At 46.8% G+C, this 19457-nt stretch carries 20 protein-coding genes; 8 read left to right on the forward strand and 12 right to left on the reverse strand.

Annotated elements, in window-relative coordinates:
• Nucleotides 1-113: 113 nt before the first annotated feature.
• The 7 genes from NSQ19_RS11235 to NSQ19_RS11265 all read right to left on the reverse strand — a co-directional run bounded on the left by NSQ19_RS11235 (nt 114) and on the right by NSQ19_RS11265 (nt 8070).
• On the reverse strand, nt 114-1130 hold the full coding sequence (locus NSQ19_RS11235) for an ABC transporter ATP-binding protein (protein WP_061566471.1): 1017 nt from the start codon (nt 1128-1130) through the stop codon (nt 114-116).
• A 136-nt stretch (nt 1131-1266) separates the two neighbouring features.
• Nucleotides 1267-2175, reverse strand: coding sequence for a C40 family peptidase (locus tag NSQ19_RS11240; protein ID WP_118498937.1), 909 nt, complete (start codon nt 2173-2175; stop codon nt 1267-1269).
• Between the two features lie 162 nt (nt 2176-2337).
• Entirely contained in the window at nt 2338-3948 is a 1611-nt protein-coding gene (locus NSQ19_RS11245; protein ID WP_013860204.1) for a peptide ABC transporter substrate-binding protein, read from the reverse strand.
• A gap of 97 nt (nt 3949-4045) precedes the next feature.
• On the reverse strand, nt 4046-5053 hold the full coding sequence (locus NSQ19_RS11250; protein WP_017553692.1) for an ABC transporter ATP-binding protein: 1008 nt from the start codon (nt 5051-5053) through the stop codon (nt 4046-4048).
• 5 nt (nt 5054-5058) lie between these two features.
• Complete coding sequence (locus NSQ19_RS11255) at nt 5059-6012, reverse strand: ABC transporter permease (RefSeq protein ID WP_302469445.1); 954 nt, start codon at nt 6010-6012, stop codon at nt 5059-5061.
• 170 nt (nt 6013-6182) lie between these two features.
• Nucleotides 6183-7112, reverse strand: a complete 930-nt coding sequence (locus NSQ19_RS11260) for an ABC transporter permease (protein ID WP_029142223.1) — start codon at nt 7110-7112, stop codon at nt 6183-6185.
• Between the two features lie 253 nt (nt 7113-7365).
• Nucleotides 7366-8070: a gamma-glutamyl-gamma-aminobutyrate hydrolase family protein gene (locus NSQ19_RS11265; RefSeq protein ID WP_019721259.1), complete on the reverse strand. Its 705-nt coding sequence runs from the start codon at nt 8068-8070 to the stop codon at nt 7366-7368.
• A 273-nt stretch (nt 8071-8343) separates the two neighbouring features.
• Here NSQ19_RS11265 and corA point away from each other — a divergent pair, with 273 nt between their 5' ends.
• On the forward strand, nt 8344-9294 hold the full coding sequence (gene corA, locus NSQ19_RS11270) for a magnesium/cobalt transporter CorA (protein WP_017553687.1): 951 nt from the start codon (nt 8344-8346) through the stop codon (nt 9292-9294).
• A gap of 82 nt (nt 9295-9376) precedes the next feature.
• Here the strand turns inward: corA and NSQ19_RS11275 are convergent, their stop codons facing one another.
• Nucleotides 9377-9646 carry a YhdB family protein gene (locus NSQ19_RS11275; protein ID WP_013860210.1) on the reverse strand — a complete coding sequence of 90 codons (270 nt, stop codon included), beginning with the start codon at nt 9644-9646 and terminating at the stop codon, nt 9377-9379.
• Between the two features lie 355 nt (nt 9647-10001).
• Here NSQ19_RS11275 and NSQ19_RS11280 point away from each other — a divergent pair, with 355 nt between their 5' ends.
• Nucleotides 10002-11411: a SpoVR family protein gene (locus NSQ19_RS11280; RefSeq protein WP_340702858.1), complete on the forward strand. Its 1410-nt coding sequence runs from the start codon at nt 10002-10004 to the stop codon at nt 11409-11411.
• Between the two features lie 95 nt (nt 11412-11506).
• Here the strand turns inward: NSQ19_RS11280 and NSQ19_RS11285 are convergent, their stop codons facing one another.
• Together NSQ19_RS11285 and NSQ19_RS11290 are read right to left on the reverse strand one after the other, a co-directional pair.
• Complete coding sequence (locus NSQ19_RS11285; protein WP_340702859.1) at nt 11507-12490, reverse strand: acyltransferase family protein; 984 nt, start codon at nt 12488-12490, stop codon at nt 11507-11509.
• A gap of 308 nt (nt 12491-12798) precedes the next feature.
• On the reverse strand, nt 12799-13500 hold the full coding sequence (locus NSQ19_RS11290) for an SGNH/GDSL hydrolase family protein (RefSeq protein ID WP_327076414.1): 702 nt from the start codon (nt 13498-13500) through the stop codon (nt 12799-12801).
• A 303-nt stretch (nt 13501-13803) separates the two neighbouring features.
• Between NSQ19_RS11290 and NSQ19_RS11295 the strand changes: the two genes are divergently transcribed.
• Nucleotides 13804-14232, forward strand: a complete 429-nt coding sequence (locus NSQ19_RS11295; RefSeq protein WP_035184051.1) for a disulfide oxidoreductase — start codon at nt 13804-13806, stop codon at nt 14230-14232.
• 19 nt (nt 14233-14251) lie between these two features.
• Nucleotides 14252-14734 (forward strand): thioredoxin family protein, encoded by a 483-nt coding sequence (locus NSQ19_RS11300; RefSeq protein WP_237348414.1) that lies wholly within the window; start codon nt 14252-14254, stop codon nt 14732-14734.
• A gap of 64 nt (nt 14735-14798) precedes the next feature.
• Here NSQ19_RS11300 and NSQ19_RS11305 read toward each other — a convergent pair whose 3' ends face one another.
• Nucleotides 14799-15194 carry a YhcU family protein gene (locus NSQ19_RS11305; protein ID WP_029142217.1) on the reverse strand — a complete coding sequence of 132 codons (396 nt, stop codon included), beginning with the start codon at nt 15192-15194 and terminating at the stop codon, nt 14799-14801.
• 328 nt (nt 15195-15522) lie between these two features.
• Between NSQ19_RS11305 and NSQ19_RS11310 the strand changes: the two genes are divergently transcribed.
• The 4 genes from NSQ19_RS11310 to NSQ19_RS11325 all read left to right on the forward strand — a co-directional run bounded on the left by NSQ19_RS11310 (nt 15523) and on the right by NSQ19_RS11325 (nt 18113).
• A complete protein-coding gene (locus NSQ19_RS11310; protein WP_340702860.1) occupies nt 15523-16143 on the forward strand; it encodes a DUF47 domain-containing protein in 621 nt (206 codons plus the stop codon).
• A gap of 12 nt (nt 16144-16155) precedes the next feature.
• Nucleotides 16156-17154, forward strand: a complete 999-nt coding sequence (locus tag NSQ19_RS11315) for an inorganic phosphate transporter (RefSeq protein WP_340702861.1) — start codon at nt 16156-16158, stop codon at nt 17152-17154.
• Nucleotides 17155-17283: 129 nt separating this feature from the next.
• Nucleotides 17284-17844, forward strand: coding sequence for a GNAT family N-acetyltransferase (locus NSQ19_RS11320; RefSeq protein WP_340702862.1), 561 nt, complete (start codon nt 17284-17286; stop codon nt 17842-17844).
• Nucleotides 17845-17876: 32 nt separating this feature from the next.
• Nucleotides 17877-18113, forward strand: coding sequence for a hypothetical protein (locus NSQ19_RS11325; RefSeq protein WP_061566479.1), 237 nt, complete (start codon nt 17877-17879; stop codon nt 18111-18113).
• A gap of 99 nt (nt 18114-18212) precedes the next feature.
• Here NSQ19_RS11325 and yhbH read toward each other — a convergent pair whose 3' ends face one another.
• Nucleotides 18213-19379, reverse strand: a complete 1167-nt coding sequence (yhbH, locus tag NSQ19_RS11330; RefSeq protein WP_013860219.1) for a sporulation protein YhbH — start codon at nt 19377-19379, stop codon at nt 18213-18215.
• Between the last annotated feature and the right edge of the window lie 78 nt (nt 19380-19457).

Genomic DNA, 19457 nt, shown 5'->3' on the forward strand with positions numbered 1-19457 from the left:
GCCCGGCTTCTTTTTTCCAAACGCTTACAAGAAAACCATTCGTACGGCTTCTACATACCATTGCCCGCCCGCTGTTCCACCGGCTTGCCGCAGCTGCATGCCTTTTCAAGCAATCAAACTTTTCCAACCTGATTTGCGCCGGAAGAAACGGTTGCTGCCGGACTGCCCTTCCCATCGTAAAGATGGCATGCGACATAATGGCGGTCTTCAATCTCCAGCCATTCCGGTTTTACACGAGCACATATGTCCATTGCTTTCGGGCATCTTGTCCGGAATACGCACCCGCTCGGCGGCGTGACCGGGCTTGGGATTTCCCCTTTTAAAATAATTCTTTCCCGTTTATCTTCAATTTTCGGATCCGGAATCGGAATGGCCGACAGCAACGCTTCCGTGTAAGGATGCAGCGGTTTGCGGTACAGGCTCTTGCTCTCCGTCAATTCAACAAGATGGCCGAGATACATGACGCCGATCCGGTTGCTGATATGCTTTACCATTGATAAATCATGGGCAATAAACAAATAGGTGAGATTTTTTTCCCTTTGCAGTTTTTTCAATACATTGACAACCTGGGCCTGGACAGAAACATCCAGTGCGGAAATCGGCTCATCGCAAATCACAAACTCCGGGTCAAGCGCGAGCGCCCTTGCAATCCCGATCCGCTGCCGCTGCCCCCCGCTGAATTCATGCGGGTACCGGCCTGCATGCTCTCTGTTTAGCCCGACTTCTTCGAGCAATTCATATATTCTTTCAAGCTCTTCCCGTTTATTTTTAAAAATGCCATGGACTTCAAGCGGTTCAGCAAGGATCTCGCGGACAGTGGAACGGGGATTCAGGGAAGCATACGGATCCTGAAAAATCATTTGGACATTTCTTTTCATCAGAAAACGCTCCCGCTCATTCAGTGCATGGATATCTTTTCCGCCATAAAGGATTTGCCCTTCGGTTGGGGTGTAGATCCCCATCATCAGCCGCCCTGCCGTCGACTTTCCGCATCCCGATTCCCCGACAAGCCCGAACGTTTCCCCTTTATAAATATCAAAAGTAAGATCGTCCACTGCTTTTAAAAATTGTTTCTTTCCAATCTCAAAGTATTTTTTGACATGCTTGACTTCCAACAGTTTTTCCATCATGGCGCACTCCCTTCACCCGGCTGCCGCAACCCGTATTGCTTTTGCAGCCGGTTTGCCGCATACTCCCGGCCACCAACGCCGCGCTGCATTCCTTTCGCAACCCGTTGCGTTGCGGATTCCCATCTTATGCGCGACTTTACATCCAGTAACGCCGCGCACCGCATAGTTCTTTTTCGTAAATCGTTCCTTCCATATCCAGCAGTTCAACAGGCCGGCCTGTTTTCGGCGAGTGGAGCAGCTTCCCCTCCCCCGCATAAATTCCGACATGGTGGATGGCGCCTTTTCCTTCCTCATGGGCAAAAAATAAAAGATCGCCGGGTGCGATGCTTCCGAGCGGGACGGTCGTTCCTCCTTTTGCCTGTTCATGGGCATCACGGGCAATGGCCCTGCCTGTTGCAGCAAGCACCATTGTATAGGAAAATCCTGAGCAGTCATATCCATATCCGCTCATGCCGCCCCATAAATACGGGAGGCCGAGAAACATTTTTCCGGCGTCAAGCATATGCCTGCCCTGGCTGCCGGGACTGCTCCCCTTCAACTGCACATCCTGTTTTTTAAGCGATGCCGTTTTCCCCCGTACCGTTTTTACAACGAACCGGTCCTTTGTTTCATCCACTACAGAAAAGCGTGTTTGAAAGCTCACTTCAAATAAAGGGAGTTGATTTTCATCATAGAGCATTGCAAATGGCTTTTTAATGGCACAAACAGCAGTATCTTGCGGCCATTCTTCTCCCTGCCTCAGCTGGCAGCGGGGGACCCAGCCGGGATAGCCGTCCGGATGTTTGCTGGAAGGCTGTTCCGGAACGGAAATATACGCCCACTTCCCCTCTGTTTTATGGACAATGACTTTTCGGCCGTAGAGCACCTGTGTCTGGATTTTATTTTTCCGCCAAAGTTCGTGCCGCTGTTCCAATGAAAGGCCGGTGAGCCATTGCTTCATATTCGCCGGGTTCCGGAGGGCTTCTTCGTCTCCGGCACCCGGCGATTGTGCGGAAGTCCAAACGGTGGCGACAGGGGTATCCACCAAATAAACCTGCTTTCCCATGTTCCGCCCCCTTTCCCTCAGATTTCCATTTTTGGCACTATCAGGCGGGGAGTTTCCCCGCTGATAGTGCCTATTCTTTTCCATTCGTCCGGGCAGCCAGGCCGCTGACAATGCCCACCAAATGCTTTCCCGGGCAAACAGCCCCCTGCCAAAAACAGAGCATTATTTTACATTGGCCCATTTCAGCTCAAGATAGCCGACAGGATGGCGGACGATGCCTGTTACATGATCTTTTTGCAAAAATACCTGGTTGTAAAAATAGAGCGGGAAGATCGGCATGTCGTCAATGAGAATTTTTTCTGCCTCGTGCATCAACTCATAACGTTTCGTTTCATTGGTTTCATTTTTTGCTTGCTGGATCAATTGGTCATATTGCTTATTGCTCCATCCTGTCCTGTTCATCGCTTGCCCGGTTGTGAAGCTTTCGAGGAAGTTAATCGGATCCCCGTAATCAGCCAGGAATGAACTGCGGGACAATTGGAATTTCAATTTTTTCTGCTCAGCCTGGAAGACATTCCATTCCATATTGGCAAGCTTCACATGGATGCCCAGGTTTTCTTTTAGCATCTGTTGGATTGTTTCCGCAATTTTTTTATGGACCGGGTCCGTGCTGTAAGTGAGTGTGACCTCAGGCAGTTTTGTATACCCCTCTTCCTGCATTCCTTTTTTCAGGAGGGTTTTCGCTTCTTTTGCATTTGAAGTATACAAATTGCCGCCTTTTTTCCGGAAGTCGCTGCCGTCCGGTTCGGTAAACCCGTAAGAAACAAACCCGTAAGCCGGTTTTTCATCATTTTTCGTGACATATTTGACAATTTGCTTCTGGTCAATAGCCATTGCGAATGCTTTCCGGATATTTTTATTCTGGAACGGTTCTTTATTGACATTAAACCGGTAAAAATAGGTGCCGGCCTGATCCTCTACTTTCACTTTTCCTTCCTTAAACAGCCGGGCTGCCATATCTGCCGGGACATCTGAAACATCCAGTTCCCCGTTTTGGTACATTTGATATTCAGTGTTCGGATCGTCAACCTCTGCCCATTTCACTTTATCAAGTTTTACATTTTTGGCATCCCAATAGTTTTCATTTTTTTCCATGATGAAATGGTCATCGTGTTTCCATTCTGTGAGTTTAAATGGCCCGTCTGAAACATACGTTTTCGCTTCTGCAAACCATTTCGGATTTTTTTCGGCCACTTTCTCGTTAATCGGGAAGAAAGCAGGATTTGCGATGACGTTCAGAAAATAGGACTGCGGCCCGGTTAACGTGACTTCCAGTGTTTTGTCGTCGGCCGCTTTCACTTTGACGCCGTCTTTTGATCCTTTTCCGGTGTTATACGCCTCCCCGCCTGCAATAAAGTATCCTAAAAATGCGGCAGGCGAAGCAGTTTTCGGGTCGAGCATTCTTTTCCACGCATATTCAAAATCACCCGCTGTCACCGGATCCCCGTTTGACCATTTTGCATTGTCCCGGAGGTGGAATGTATACGTCTTGCCTCCATTTGTGACATCCCAGCTTTTTGCAATCGCAGGGTGCGGCTTATTGTCTTTGCCAAGGCGCACAAGCCCTTCCATTAAATTGTTCAGTGCATTCCATGAAACGGAATCGAACCCGATTGGCGGGTCAAATGAGGTGGGCTCAGACCCGTTGTTTAAATTTAATACCTTTTCTTTGCTGCTTCCGCCCGGGCTGTCTTTTGAGCTTGACTGGCTCGTACAGGCAGCAAGCGAAGCAATAAGCGCAAAACTGATAACCATACTCCAAAATTTCTTCATACATTTCCCCCTTTTCTTTTCCGCATTGCGGGCAGCCCTGACCCGTTTGTCCCCCTTGCAGTATCCGGGCGCCGTCAATGCCTGCTTTCTATTTCATCTACAGGCGTACACCCGTAGTTGAAACCGCAAATTTGGCCCGTTCGTCCTGCAGCCAGCAGTAAACCTGATGGGAAGCTGATTTTTTCGCGCGAAAAGGCTCCACACGGCTGCATACTTCCATTGCCATCGGGCATCTCGCCGTAAACGGGCAACCGGGAGGCGGCGCAAACAAATCCGGCGGCGTGCCGGGAATCGGAATAAGTTCTTCCTCTTCCATATCGAGCCTTGGAACCGAGTTTAGCAACCCTTTTGTATAAGGGTGTTCCGGATGATAAAAAATTTCTTCTCTTGTGCCGGTTTCGGCAATCTTACCGGCATACATCACCGCAATCCGGTCGGCAACCTGGGCCACAACACCGAGGTCGTGCGTGATCAAAATGATGGATACGCCCGTCTCCCGCTGGATTTTCTTAAACAGTTCAAAAATCTGTGCCTGAATGGTGACGTCCAAAGCAGTAGTCGGTTCGTCCGCGATAATGATCTCCGGATTGCAAATCAAAGCCATCGCAATCATGATCCGCTGGCGCATTCCGCCGCTGAACTGGTGCGGATATTGTTTTAACCGTTCGTGCGGGTCCGGAATGCCGACCATGTGCAACATTTCAATGACCGTTTTTTTCGCTGCCTCGCGGGAAAGATTTTGATGCTCCTGTACCGCTTCGAGCAACTGGTTCCCGATGGACAAGGTCGGGTTCAGCCCTGTCATCGGATCCTGGAAGATCATGGAGATTTCCGCCCCGCGCATTTTCCGCATTTGCTTTTCGCTGTATTTTAAAATATCCGTGCCTTTAAAGCGGATCGAGCCGCTTAACTTCTTCACATTGGTATTGGGAAGAAGCTTGAGGATCGCTTGCGATGTCACGCTTTTGCCGCATCCGGATTCACCGACAATGGCAAGCGTCTCGCCTTTGTTTAAATAAAAGTTCACCCCGCGCACGGCCTGCACCGTTCCGCCGTATGTCGAAAAAGAAACGTGCAGGTCTTCCACTTCGAGAATCTTGTTCAATTCCGTCACCTCCTCAGCTTCGGATCGAGCGCATCCTGCAGCCCGTCGCCAAGCACATTAAACGCAAACATCGTCAGCGAAATAAAGAACGCCGGGAAAAATAAGCGCCACCACTCGCCCGTTAAAATCGCTGACAACCCGTCATCCGCCATCACGCCCCAGCTCGCATGCGGCGCCTGAACCCCCAATCCTAAAAAACTGAGGAAAGCTTCACTGAAAATGGCACTTGGCACGGTTAGCGTCATCTGGACAATAATTGGGCCCATTGTATTGGGGAGCAGATGTTTGCGAATAATCCGTGACGTTTTGGTGCCGAACGTTTTAGAGGCCATTACAAATTCATAGTTTTTAATCTGCAATACCTGGCCGCGGACAATTCTGGCCATACCGACCCAGCCCGTTACGGTAAGCGCAACAATAATCGTGCCGAGCCCCGGCCCCATCACAACCATCAACAGGATCACAACAAGCAGATAAGGAAGGCCGTACAGCACTTCAATAATCCGCATCATCATCTGGTCGATGCGACCGCCTTTGTAACCCGCAATGCCGCCGTATATCACCCCAATGAAAAATTCAATGATGGCCGCCATAAACCCGACAAACAGTGAAATACGCGCGCCATACCATGTTCTTGAAAACATATCGCGCCCGAGCTGGTCGGTCCCGAACCAATGCTCCTTGGAAGGCGGCAGATTCTGGTTCGTCAGTGACAGCTTCGTCACGCTCTCAGGCGCAATCAGCGGGCCGATTGTGGCCATAATGATCAAAAGAATCAGCACCACAAGGCCGAGCATCGCCAGCTTATTTTTGGCAAGCCGGTTCCATACATCATGCCAGTACGATATGCCCGGCCTGACAACGGCTTCCTGCATTCCGGCTTCTTTCTTTTTCGGGACAAACCATTCATCCGGAATCTCTGAAACGGTATCCACTTTATCCTGATTGGCTATTTGCAAGATGTCCACCCCTTACTGCTCTATTTTTATGCACCAGATTTTGCGGAATCGGGACGATGGCTCTTTTTAAATATGATTTTGCAGGCCATTGGCGCCGGATGTTACGAAAAGCCGGGGCCTGATGCCCTATCTCTATGCAGAGCCGGGCTGCTTCTTTTCGGAACCAGTGCTCATTGTTCCTTTTTATGTAACTTGATCCGCGGATCGAGAATGCCGTACGCAATATCAACGAGAAACAGCATGATAATCAAAAAAATGCTGTAAAATACGGTTGTCCCCATGATGACAGGATAATCCCGATTATTGATGCTTTCGACAAAATACTTTCCCATGCCCGGAATGGAGAATATTTTTTCAATGACAAAGCTTCCCGTCAAAATGCTCGCCGTCAATGTCCCTAAAATGGTAATCACCGGCATCAGCGCATTTCTGAGGGCATGTTTGATGATAATTTTTATTGGAGAAAGCCCTTTTGCACGGGCGGTTTTGATGTAATCCTGCGTCAGCACTTCCAATAGGCTTGACCTTGTCAGGCGGGCGATAATGGCCATCGGGCTGACGGCCAGGGCGGCAGTTGGCAGGATCATATGCGCCGGGGATGTCCAGGTTGCAGCCGGCAGGATTTTCAGATTGACCGCAAACTCCTGGATTAACATCGTTGCCAGGATGAAGTTCGGAATCGAGATGCCAAGCACGGCAATGGTCATCGCCAGATAGTCGATGATGCCGTTATGGTTCAAAGCGGCAAAAACGCCAAGCACGATGCCGGATAAAACCGCAACCAGAAGTGCTGTCATGCCAAGTTCAAATGAAACCGGAAACCCCCTTCCCAGCATATCGTTTACCGTCTGGGACGGCTGTTTGATGGACGGGCCGTAATCAAATAAAACAATGGATTTCACATAATACAAATACTGTATATAAACCGGCTTATCCAGATGGTATTGCGTTTCCATATTTCTTTGCACGGCTTCCGATGTGTTGCGTTCCTGGTTAAAAGGCGATCCCGGAATAGCCTGCATCATGATAAAAGTCAAGGTGGTGATCACCCACAGTGTGACAACCATGGCGGCGAGCCTTTTGAGTACATACTTTGCCATATGCAGACACCTTCTCATGTTTAAAATGGGCATACTGTTGTGTTTATATTTTTATTTATATACTAAATAGGCGAAAAATTCAATAGCATTCAATATTTATTTTAATTCTACAATAGTAATATTTTCGGAATATGGAAATCGCTTTTATTTTTTTCTTGTCCGCCACCGGCAGAAGTCAGGAGTTAAGCAAGAGCCTGCAAATTTTTCCGGTTTGCAAAAAGCGATAAGGAAAGCGCGATTACAATAAAGCGGACTAAATGTTTTTACAGGAAGCGATAAAAGCGGAAAAAAGGTTCAAGGAAACAGGATCCTGTATGGTGGCCAAAGCTTCAGGGTGCCACTGGACACCAAGCATAAAACGGGCGTTGCGATTTTCCACCGCTTCAATGATCCCGTCAGGCGCACGGCCGGAAACCGCAAGCGGCGCTTTCACGGTCCGGACTGCCTGGTGATGGAAGGAGTTCACTTTAATTGTTGCGCTTTTTGCCCACTTTTCCAGTAAACTTCCCGGCAAAACATGGACTGTGTGGGAAAGATGGGAGCGGGCAGCCCGCTGTTTGTGCTGTAATAGCGGGGGTTTTCCCTGGCTATAAATATCCTGGAACATATCCCCGCCGGATGCAACAGCGAGAATCTGGATGCCCCTGCAAATAGCAAAAAGCGGCATATCCGCCTGGACCACAAACCGGCATAGCGCAATCTCAAATGCGTCGCGGCCGGGCTCAATTTCACCGAGCCCCGGAACCGGCTCTTCCCCGAACCAGGATGGATCTACATCCCCTCCCCCTGAAAGCAGGATTCCGTCCGTTTTGGACAATAATAAAGGGATGTCTTCTTCCCCGCCGGCCGGAAGCAATACCGGGACGCCGCCCGCCATGCGGACAGCCTTGATGTAGTCATCGGCCAAATACTGGGAAGTTTGATTGGCGCTGCATGTAATACCGATCACCGGTTTCATTTTTCATCATCCTTTCGCTTTTTCTTGTTTTAACAGCACGGGCGCCTGTCTTTGCGGCTGGCTTTTCTGCCGGGCCCGGCATAAATGGCCGTGACGTTTATGTTCTTGCCGCTTTCGGCGCAGCGGATGCCCATCTTTTTTGCGCCCGTTATCCCGGCAAAAGGACGGGCGAACCGCCTTTCATTTTGATTTAATGCAAGGCCGTCTGCGGCATAGTAAAATAATGCTAAACGGAAGATTGGCAAACCCCATGTGAAAAGGATGTGCCTGTTTATGATACATATTATGGCGATGACAAAAGAAAATGTACTGAAAGCCCCGGCTTCCATTGAAGAATTGGAAGGGAGCGGCTGGAAATGGTATTGGATTGATTTCGACCAGCCTTCGGAAGAAGAAATTTTAAAACTGCGCAATCCGCTCGGTTTCCATCCGCTGGCCATCGAGGACTGTATGCATAAGCTGCAACGGCCGAAACTGAATGATTACGAAGACCATGTCTTTTTTGTGTTCCAAAGCCTTAATCCCAACAGGCTGCAGAAAGAAGAATTGAACATGTTTCTCGGGGAGCATTTTGCCGTGACCTTTCACCATCTCCCGTCAAAAGAAATCAGCGAAGTGCGGGATAAACTGAAAAAAACGGATGAACCGGGCAGATGGGGGCCTGCGATTATTCTTTATGAAGTGCTGGACAAGATTGTTGATCATTATTTTCCTTATTTGTATAAGATAGAAGACCGTCTGAATGAAATTGAAGACAATTCAAAAAATGAATCGATGGAGGAACTGCTTGCAAGCCTGTATGCAACAAGGCATGATTTGCTTGTGTTGAGGAACACAATTATGCCGATGACGGATCTTGTCTACCGGATGCTGAATTCCCATTCGGTTCCCGGCATTCAGAAAAAGCTCGCGTACTTCCATGACATCCATGACCATTTGCTAAAACTATCCGGGATGGTGGAGTCTAATCGTGAGTTTACGACCGATATCCGTGACAGTTATTTGTCTTTAAACTCGCACCAAACGAACCGGGTAATGAAGATTCTCACCATTTTCACCACGATTTTTATGCCTTTGACTTTTATTGCAGGGGTGTACGGCATGAATTTCAAATATATGCCCGAACTGGAATGGAAATACGGCTATTTCGTCACTCTTATTGTGATGTTTCTGATCGGCGTCGGCATGACTTACTGGTTTTACAAAAAAGGCTGGCTGAAATGAGGGCAGCTGAATACCCCGCATCCGCCCGGAATGAAGCCGGGCACTAGGACAATGGGGAAGCAAAAAAGCGGAGGCGCCTTCTTCAGGCATGGCCCCCGCTTTGGTACAGAAAACCCGGTTCCGCCGCCCCGCTCCGGTCCGCCATTTCGTTGGCATGATCAATATAGCGGTGCAATGCAAACAGGCATCTTTCAATGACGTTATAATCATGCGAATAATGATAAGCATGTAAAACATGCTCAATTTTTTTGGAAAGAAAATCATCTTTCGTCCGCACCATCAAAATCAGCAAATTATCCCATTGCGAGCGGTGTGTGTAATATAAAGCGCGGTCATAATCAATGGGATTCATCCCGGCTCCCCCTTTCTTGTGCATTTGCTTTATTAAAAAGCAAACCCTAATAAAAGGAGTCAGCATTATTGTATGTGTTTTTATTGATTTTGCGCGTTGAAAAACTTGCCTTGCGGGAAACGAAAGGCTGTTATCATTTGGAACGTATTTTTCCGGTTTTCAGCCCGCGGCAAGCTTCCATGCAGCCGGACGAATCATTTGGATCTCACAGTCCCGGAAATGGCGGTGCCTGCTCGTGCGCAGGATGTTTTCATTTCGCGGATCATGCGAAAAATCCTTCTTCGTGTCCTCATGTTTTTTCCCTTCCGTTCATACATTGGAAAAAAGGGTGACTTTTAAAGGGGAGGAACATTTCATGCATGATCATGAAAGCCTGCAATATGCGATTGATGAGATAACGGAAATCGCGTCCGGTTTCGGGCTTGATTTTTACCCGATGCGCTACGAAATCTGCCCGGCGGATATTATTTATACTTTTGGCGCTTACGGCATGCCGACCAGATTTTCGCACTGGAGTTTCGGCAAGCAGTTTTTCAAAATGAAGTTACAGTATGATCTCGGGCTGAGTAAAATTTATGAGCTTGTCATTAATTCTGATCCGTGCTACGCCTTTTTGCTGGATTCCAACACGCTTGTCCAAAATAAATTGATTGTGGCGCATGTTTTGGCGCATTGCGATTTTTTCAAAAACAATGTCCGCTTTCAAAATACGAAGCGGGATATGGTGGAGAGCATGTCCGCAACAGCGGAAAGAATCCGGGCATATGAGCTGAAATACGGCAAAAAGGAAGTGGAACAATTTATTGATGCCGTGCTGGCAATTGAAGAACATATCGATCCGTCGCTCATGCGGCCGAAATTAAACTGGACGATGGAAGACGCGGAAGAATGGGATGAGGAACCGAAACGCAAAGAAGGGCCGTATGATGAATTATGGTCGCTTGATGACAAAAAGCAAGAACAGAAAGCGGCGAAAAAAACCAGAAAGTTTCCGCCGCAGCCGGAAAAAGATATTGTCCTTTTTATTGAACAATACAGCCGGGAATTGACGGAATGGCAGCGTGACATTATGACCATGATCCGCGAAGAAATGCTCTATTTCTGGCCGCAACTCGAGACAAAAATCATGAATGAAGGGTGGGCCTCTTTCTGGCATCAGCGGATCATGCGCGAACTTGATTTGACGACAGATGAAGCAATTGAATATGCAAAACTGAATGCAGGCGTTGTCCAGCCGTCCAAAACCGGCATCAACCCCTATTATTTGGGGATCAAAATTTTTGAAGATATTGAAGAACGCTGGAACAACCCGACAGAAGAAATGAAAAAACGGGGCGTACGGCCTGGGACCGGGCGTGAAAAAATATTCGAAGTGCGCGAAATTGAAAGCGATATTTCATTTCTGCGCAATTACTTGACAAAAGAACTGGCTACAAGGGAAGATATGTACTTGTTCCAAAAACAGGGGCGGGACTATAAAGTGGTGGACAAAGAGTGGGAGCATGTACGCGACCAGCTTGTCAATATGCGCGTAAACGGCGGGTTCCCTTATTTAACCGTGACGGACGGAGACTACCGGAAAAACGGGGAGTTGTATATTCAGCACTGGTATGAAGGCATTGAACTTGATTTAAAATACCTGGAAAAAGTGCTGCCCTACCTTTACCAGTTATGGGGCAGAAATGTCCACCTCGAAACGGTTGTGGAAGAAAAGCCGATTGTCTTCTCTTATGACGGAAGAAGCGTGCAACGAAAATATTTGTAAAAAGGCACGGGCCCCGTTTCATGCCTGGGGGCAGCCTGTAAAAAAGCGGCGAAAAACCATTTGATTTTCCGCCGCTTTTCAGATGTTTTATTTTTCTACAACCGGAGCTCAATAATTGGCCTTGTAAATTTCCGGATATAATAACTGCCAAGAAATAAACAGATGCCAAGTGAAAAGACAATCAGCAGCAGGTAATTGCCCGCCAGCCAGTCAAGCACATTGGGGGAAGCGGCTGCTTCTATTGTCTTTATGATAAAACCGTGCAGCAAATACACATAGAGCGTGCGCTCGCCGATCTTTGTCCACTTGTACCCTTTGCTCGGAATTAACAGGAAGAACCCGAGAATAACAAGCAGCGTGACAGCATATTGTACCAGCCGGATCAGCCCGCTAAACCAGTATTCCATCCCCATGCCTGCGTAAGAAGTATCGCCAAGGAGCCACGGCACGGCATCTTTCGGGAAAAATTGGCTGGTTGCAAGCGTAACCGCACACAGAATCAAAATGCCAGCTGCCGGCGCGTAAGGAATATTGCGAATTTTTTGCAAATGCCTTCCTTCCAGCAAAAAGCCGAGCAAAAAATACGGAAAAAATACGAATGTGCGGGAGAGGCTCAGAAAACTTCCGGCCTCATCCCAGTAGCCAATCCCAATGCCAAGCGCTGCCGCAGCCGCAAGACCGAAAAAGTGGAAACGGGCAAACAAATGGAGCATAAGGTTCCAAAAAAACAAACTCAGCAAAAACCATAATGTCCAGTGCGGTTCCAGAAAGTTTACCGTCAGGTGCGATTCTTCGCCTGTATAGTAATAATAAACGGAATAAATACATTGAAAAATGAAATACGGAACCAAAATCTTTTTAAAAGATTTTGAAATATGTCCTTTGTTTCGGTATCCTTTTGAAAAATAACCTGAAATAAGAATAAATGCCGGCATATGAAACAGGAAAATGACGGTATACAGCGTAAAGAGGAAATTGTCTTCGGTTTTAAACGGGCTGATCAGGTGCCCGAGAACGACAAGATAAATCAGAATAAATTTTGCATTGTCAAAATACGAATTTCTTTTTGCTGCTGACATCTGCCATCCTCCGTTCCTGTTGTACAGCAAGTGCCGAGATGTCGACGCCTTCCGTTTTCTATACCCCCTGCACGGCAAAATGAATCAATATTCATGCAGGAATCCCTGCGGTTCCTATTATACAAACTTTATATTACAAAACGGTAAAAATTCATTTAAACCAAGATGATTTTTAACAGCATTGCAAAAAGGCCGGTACCGGCCTTTTTGATCGCAAATATGGTTGGTTTGTTTTGTGCAAGGGGTGGGCAGCATCTGTGACGCTCTGGAACGGCCGGCCAGGAACCCCTCCTGCCTGCTTGTATTTCTTAAATTCCGCTCCCGGCTTTTTGCCCGGCAAATTGTGCAGTTAAGTCCGTATAAATTTTTTTCGCCATTACTTTATAACCTTCTGCTGTTAAATGGATGCCATCATCACTGATGAGGCCCTTCAGGTCACCGGCTTTTTTGATCGCTGTCCGAACATCAATGGCCGGGACGTTCAACTGTTTGATGAGTTTTTTCAGGCACCTGTTATATTGGCCGTGCCAGTGTTCAATGCCGCCCGACAATCCAATCCAGTGGCCGATGCTTTTCCCAAAGCGGGCGCTGATGGACTGGTAGTAGCGTTTCGGGTCAAGCGGCGGCAGCGTTAGCAAAACGGGCGTAATGCCCTGTTCTTTTACATTTTTGACTAAATGCCTGATATTGTCCGCATAACGCTCAAGGGGCACAACCGGGACATGCGTATCATCTGGTCTCTCTGCTACTTCGTTCCATTTGAAATTGCAGTCATTACCGCCAATACAGATCAGCACGACATCGGGATGCTCGCCGATTACATCTTTGCCGAGACGCTGGACAAGCAGGTCGGAATTATCATTGAACACCCCTTTATTGACAATCTCTGTGCTGCTGTCGCCAAAATACTGCTGAAGCACTGCGGGATAATTGTCTTTTAAAATCCGGAGCCTTCCTTTTATACAAGTTACACCTCTTGTAATACTATCCCCGAAACAAACAATTTTCATTTGAGGCCCTCCCTTGAATGCATAATCATGCAAAAAGTCAGAACGATAGACATCATTTATTGTAAACTTGCCGGGCTGATTCGACAAGTGATTGCACCGTCCACGGGCAAACGCCCTCCGCTTTTCTTTGTCCAGCTGTGGCTCCTAGCCCCTAGGGTCGAATAATCCGTCCGTCATGAAGTAGGGGCTTCATTCCGGCCGAAACATTCGCCGGCCGGGGCTAAACAGTCGCCTCCGCTTTTCATTTTTTGGGTTGGATACTATAATTTACAAGGAAGGGATTGATGAAAAGGAGGTAAGGGGTTGAGTAGAGGACGGAGGGAAGAGGTTTGGTTTTTTGCCTGGGCGGTTTCGGTGGTTGCCACGCTCGGCAGTCTTTATTTTTCAGAAATTAAAGGGTATGAACCGTGTGAACTGTGCTGGTACCAGCGCATTCTCATGTATCCGATGACGGTCTTGATCGGGATTGCCGTTGCCAGGAAAGATTACCGCATGTCGCTTTATACCGCTGTTTTGTCCGGAATCGGCATGTGTGTGTCACTTTACCATTACTGTCTGCAAAAACTTGCCTTTTTTTCGGACAGGCTTCCTGCATGCGGCCGCATCCCCTGTACGGCGGAATACATCAACTGGTTCGGCTTTATCACCATCCCCTTTTTGGCTCTCACAGCGTTTGTGCTGATTTTTATTTCAAGTCTCATCGTTTGGAAGCAGGCTCGCGCTTCCCATTAAACACAACTGGAGGATTATAATGAAAAAAATCATCCTTTTTTTGGCCATTGTTCTCATTGTTTTTGGCGGGATTGCCGGAATCACAAAGTACAAGCAATCCAGGCAGGCGAAAAACAACCCGTATGCACCTGCAAAAAGTGTGGGCAAATTATCGGCGGAAACGCGCGACCAGCTGGATGACCCCCTTTACCAGAATATTATTTTGCCAAAAGAATTGAATCATGATTTAAAATCCGGCAAAGCGGTCACCGTTTATTATTTCATGCCGACCTGCCCGCATTGCAAACGGACTACGCCTGTTGTATCACCGCTCGCGAAAGATATGGGCATCGATTTGAAGGAATTTAACCTGACTGAATTTGAAAGCGGCTGGGATGACTACAAAATCAAAGCGACACCGACGATCGTCCATTACAAAAACGGCAAAGAAGCCGCACGCATTGTCGGAGAGCATTCAAAACAGGAGTTCCGCCAATGGTTTAAAACGCATGTCAAAAAATAAGGCTGCGTGCTTGCGAAGTAAAAATCCCCAAAAAAATAATGCCCGGTTTTCCGGGCATTATTTCTTACACAAGCAGGCGATTGGCTGCTTTTTTAAACATGCTAAACGTATCCGTATGCTTCTTCTGAAAATGGGAAAACGAAAAAGGAAAGTGCAAGCCAAACTGTTCAAGCGTAAATTTATTAAATTCAAACAGGCCGGCGTAATGCTCGTCCCGCTTATGCTCTTCCGTTTCCAAAATAGAAATGATTGTCTGCAGGCTGGCAATCATCTGATACCCTGCTTTTAAAGTGCCGATTTGTTCTGTTAGGTCATCCGACAGGGCAAGCACCCTGTCGCGCTGGAATGCGATGATCTCCTCATCCGTAAAGTAATCAGGAAATACTTCCGTAAACATATGGCGGACCAGTTCCGCGATCTTATCCATCTGTTCTTCCGTAGCAGCATAAACGATCTTCACAGCAGTCCCACCCTTTGTGAAAAAATCCATATGTAAGCCAAATCGCCGGCGCAATATTTAAGTACAGCATAGCATAGGAAAACAGGAAAAAAGTATGGTAAATGTGACCATGGCCTGCACCCCAAAAGGATGGGATTTTTTCCGGAAAAGCTGAAGCCTCATGGCCGGACTTTCCTCCAATAAAAGCACCCTGTTCCGGATTTTTGATGAAAGTCGAAAATTGGAACCGGATACAAAATTTTATTTTCGACATTCTTCTTTTATCTTCGCATGAAATCAGATAAAATAAAGACGTTTGATAATGAAAAGGATATGAGGGGGCTCTTACATGGTATTTAAAAACAAGAAAGACAAGTTTACAGTGCTGTTTGACCATATTTCGACCAACCTCCGGGAAGCCACCAATTACTTTGCCGACTATAAAATCCGTAATAAAGACGATTTAAAAATTTTTACTGAAAAAATGAAAGAGTATGAAACGACAGGGGATACTTACGTCCATGACATGATTCTGGAACTGAACGATGCCTTTATCACCCCGATTGAACGGGAAGACCTTTTGTCACTGACGAACAGCCTCGATGACGTGTTGGACGGCATTGAAGAAGTTTCCGGATTGTTTGAACTGTACAATATTTACCAGGCAGACGATTTTATGGTCGAATTCGTTGAAATGATCCGCCGCTGTACCGAAGAAATTGAAAAAGCAATCGACATCCTTTTTTCGAAAAAACTCGACAAGATTCGCCCGCATGCCATTAAAATTAAAGAATTTGAATTCCATTGTGACGAAATTTTAAGAAAATCATTAATCCACCTCTTTCAAAACGAAAAAGATCCGATCCGCCTGATCAAATATAAAGATTTGTATGAAAAGATGGAAGATGTGGCCGACTACTGCCAGACGGTGGCAAACATTTTAGAGACGATTATCATGAAAAATGCGTGAGGAGTCTGCTGAATGGATAGCATTTTAGTATTAACTGTCTTAATTGTGATTTTTGCATTTGGATTCGATTTCATCAATGGATTCCATGACACGGCGAACGCGATTGCAACGGCCGTTTCGACAAAAGCATTAAAACCCCGGCATGCGATTATAATGGCCGCGCTTATGAATTTTCTCGGCGCCATTTCATTTACAGGTGTTGCAGAGACGATTACAGAAAGTATTGTGAACCCGTTCACCCTTGCAAACGGGCAGATTGTCATTTTGTCCTCATTGATTTCAGCGATTATTTGGAATTTGATTACATGGTATTTCGGCATTCCAAGCAGTTCTTCCCATGCGATTATCGGATCCATTGCCGGCGCGGCGATCGCCTCGTCAGGATTTCATGTGATCGAATACCGTGGTTTTATCAGCATTATCGAAGCCTTACTTTTATCCCCGATCCTCGCTTTTACGGTCGGTTTTACGGTTTACAGCATTTTTAAAGTTGCATTCCAGAATTTTAAGCTTGCAAAAACAAACCGGCACTTCCGGCTGATTCAAATTTTCACCGCCGCCCTCCAGTCTTTCTCCCATGGGACAAACGATGCCCAGAAATCGATGGGGATTATCACAATGGCTTTGATTGCCAACCATTATATCGCTGATAACCATATTCCGTTCTGGGTCCAGTTCGGTTGTGCGGCGGCAATGGGGCTTGGCACTTCGATCGGCGGCTGGCGGATCATTAAAACGGTTGGCGGCAATATTATGAAGATCCGGCCGATTAACGGGGTTGCAGCCGACCTGAGTTCAGCTTTCATCATTTTTGGCGCGACATTTATCCACTTGCCGGTCAGCACCACCCATGTCATTTCTTCCTCCATTCTCGGGGTTGGTTCGGCCCACCGGATTAAAGGGGTCAAGTGGGATACTGCAAAAAGAATGGTGATCACTTGGGTCATTACCCTTCCGATTTCAGCCGTTTTGTCCGGTGCGATTTATCATATTGTAAGCCTTTTTTGGTAAAACGGGGTTAAAAAAGAGCAGCGTTCAGCGTGCTCTTTTTTTATACGAAAGAAATTTACATAAACAATTGAAGAATTTCCATTTTATGATACATTTTTAATAAACCAATCAGAACTGCGGGGGATAGACGTGAGAATCGAAGACATATACCGGAACTTGCCGCTGCTTGAAACGGACCGGCTTGTTTTAAGAAAGCTGAAGCGGGATGACGTGCTCGATTTATTTTCCTATGCATCAAGAAGTGAAGTATCAAAATACGTGACATGGGATGCACACCGGTCTGTCCGCGATTCGAAAAATTTCATTAATTTTGTGCTCGGCCAGTACCGCGAACACAGGATTGCCCCCTGGGGAATTGAAGACAAAAAGACACGGAAGCTGATCGGGACGGTCGATTTTGTATGGTGGAAGCCGGAAGAAGGAACAGCCGAGATTGGCTATGCCCTTTCTCCTGAGTACTGGGGAAAAGGCATCATGACAGAAGCCGCTAAAAAGCTGATTGCTTTCGGGTTTGAACGCATGTATCTGATCCGCATCCAGGCCCGCTGTTTTGCAGAAAATATTGCTTCCGCCCGCGTCATGGAAAAATCCGGCATGACCTATGAAGGCACTTTGCGCAAAGCCGTTTATAGAAAAGGAAAACATTGGGATATCAAAATCTATTCCATTTTAAGAGAAGAGCATTTTTAACGGCCATAGCATGAAGGAAAGGAGATATCCCTATGGAATGGACAATAGATGACAGAATTTATGATACATTTTGGGAAGCTGAGGAAGTAGGATTCTCTAGTGTTAGTGATATGGGGGAAGGAAGAGGATTCATTACGCCTGATTTGAAAGTTGCAAGTGTCCTTTCCTACGCTCTATGTGGATTACCGGATGTAACATACCTTGTTCATACAGAAGAATTTCGGGAAGATGGCATCCTTAAATATAAGATATGGGTAGAAAACTTATGAGCTCACAGCGCGCGGCGCATACCGACTCAGGCGAATCATCCATGTTTCAGCACCCGCAAAAAAGGGGCCCGCACCAGCCGTTGTGCAGCCCCTTTTTTCTTATGCCAAAGCTTTGTCCGCTTCCTTTGAAAAAAAGCTTTTCATCGCATGGAATACATCCGCTTTTTGCTTCAGCACGTAATATTTAAATTTTTCATCTTTAATATTTTTATAGGCCGACATGAGCGTGCTGTGGCGGTTGTACTGGTTCACTTCCCCGTAGTAGAACATATTCGAGACTTTCATGATTTCCTGGACAAGTTTCACGCAGCGCGCATTGTCTGATGTCAGGTTGTCGCCGTCCGAGAAATGGAAAGGATAAATATTAAAGCGGTACGGGTCATATTTTTCATTGATCAGGCTGAGTGCTTTCCGGTAAGCCGATGAACAGATGGTGCCGCCGGACTCCCCTTTTGAAAAGAAATCTTCCTCCGATACAACTTTTGCCTCTGTATGGTGGGCGATAAATTCAATTTCCACGGTCTCGTATTTCGTCCGCAAAAAACGCGTCATCCAGAAGAAAAAGCTGCGCGCCATATACTTTTCCCATATCCCCATACTTCCACTTGTATCCATCATCGCAAGGACAACCGCTTTTGATTCCGGTTTTTCCACTTCATTCCATGTGCGGAATTTGAGATCTTCCGGCACGATCGGGTGAAAGGCCGGTTTGCCATTCATCGCATTTCTTTTAAACGCCGACATCATCGTCCGTTTTTTATCGATATTGCCCATCAGCCCCGTCTTTCGGATATCGTTAAATTCAATCGCTTCAACTGTGTTCTCATCCCGCTCTTTCCTTTGAAGATTCGGCAGTTCCAATTGGCTGAACAATGCTTCCTCGATCTCCATCAGAGATACTTCCGCTTCATAATAGTCTTCTCCCGGCTGGTCGCCTGCTCCCTGGCCTTTGCCCGGGCCTTCCTGCGGGGAACCGTCGCGTGCAATGATATCCCCGACTTTGGAATCGCCCTGCCCCTGGCCGACATGTTTATTTTTATCATAATTATAGCGGATTTTATATTCGTCCAATGACCGGATCGGTATTTTGACAACATCCCGGCCGTCTGACATGATAATGCTTTCTTCTGTAATTAAGTCGGGCAGATTGTTGCGGATGGCTTCCTGGACCTTTTCCTGATGGCGGACCTGGTCATCATGCCCTTTGCGGTGGAGCGACCAGTCTTCCTGTGAAAGAACAAAATGCTTCTGATCCTGTTTATCCATGCTCATCCTCCCTTTTTTGAAAATGCTTGCGCCGTCACCATACCGGAAATCAATTCATATGCTATTTTGGCGTTTAAA

It is taken from the genome of Weizmannia sp. FSL W8-1119, from assembly GCF_038008605.1.
Classification (GTDB): Bacteria; Bacillota; Bacilli; order Bacillales; family Bacillaceae_C; genus Weizmannia; species Weizmannia coagulans.

Excerpts from the sequence above, each read along its gene's own strand:
- corA (WP_017553687.1), top strand. The coding sequence starts at position 8,344 with ATGATACATATTATGGCGATGACAAAAGAAAATGTACTGAAAGCCCCG.
- NSQ19_RS11240 (WP_118498937.1), bottom strand. The coding sequence starts at position 2,175 with ATGGGAAAGCAGGTTTATTTGGTGGATACCCCTGTCGCCACCGTTTGG.
- NSQ19_RS11290 (WP_327076414.1), bottom strand. The coding sequence starts at position 13,500 with ATGAAAATTGTTTGTTTCGGGGATAGTATTACAAGAGGTGTAACTTGT.
- NSQ19_RS11280 (WP_340702858.1), top strand. The coding sequence starts at position 10,002 with ATGCATGATCATGAAAGCCTGCAATATGCGATTGATGAGATAACGGAA.
- NSQ19_RS11260 (WP_029142223.1), bottom strand. The coding sequence starts at position 7,112 with ATGGCAAAGTATGTACTCAAAAGGCTCGCCGCCATGGTTGTCACACTG.
- yhbH (WP_013860219.1), bottom strand. The coding sequence starts at position 19,379 with ATGGATAAACAGGATCAGAAGCATTTTGTTCTTTCACAGGAAGACTGG.
- NSQ19_RS11235 (WP_061566471.1), bottom strand. The coding sequence starts at position 1,130 with ATGATGGAAAAACTGTTGGAAGTCAAGCATGTCAAAAAATACTTTGAG.
- NSQ19_RS11325 (WP_061566479.1), top strand. The coding sequence starts at position 17,877 with ATGGAATGGACAATAGATGACAGAATTTATGATACATTTTGGGAAGCT.
- NSQ19_RS11315 (WP_340702861.1), top strand. The coding sequence starts at position 16,156 with ATGGATAGCATTTTAGTATTAACTGTCTTAATTGTGATTTTTGCATTT.
- NSQ19_RS11245 (WP_013860204.1), bottom strand. The coding sequence starts at position 3,948 with ATGAAGAAATTTTGGAGTATGGTTATCAGTTTTGCGCTTATTGCTTCG.
- NSQ19_RS11275 (WP_013860210.1), bottom strand. The coding sequence starts at position 9,646 with ATGAATCCCATTGATTATGACCGCGCTTTATATTACACACACCGCTCG.
- NSQ19_RS11285 (WP_340702859.1), bottom strand. The coding sequence starts at position 12,490 with ATGTCAGCAGCAAAAAGAAATTCGTATTTTGACAATGCAAAATTTATT.
- NSQ19_RS11265 (WP_019721259.1), bottom strand. The coding sequence starts at position 8,070 with ATGAAACCGGTGATCGGTATTACATGCAGCGCCAATCAAACTTCCCAG.
- NSQ19_RS11300 (WP_237348414.1), top strand. The coding sequence starts at position 14,252 with ATGAAAAAAATCATCCTTTTTTTGGCCATTGTTCTCATTGTTTTTGGC.
- NSQ19_RS11310 (WP_340702860.1), top strand. The coding sequence starts at position 15,523 with ATGGTATTTAAAAACAAGAAAGACAAGTTTACAGTGCTGTTTGACCAT.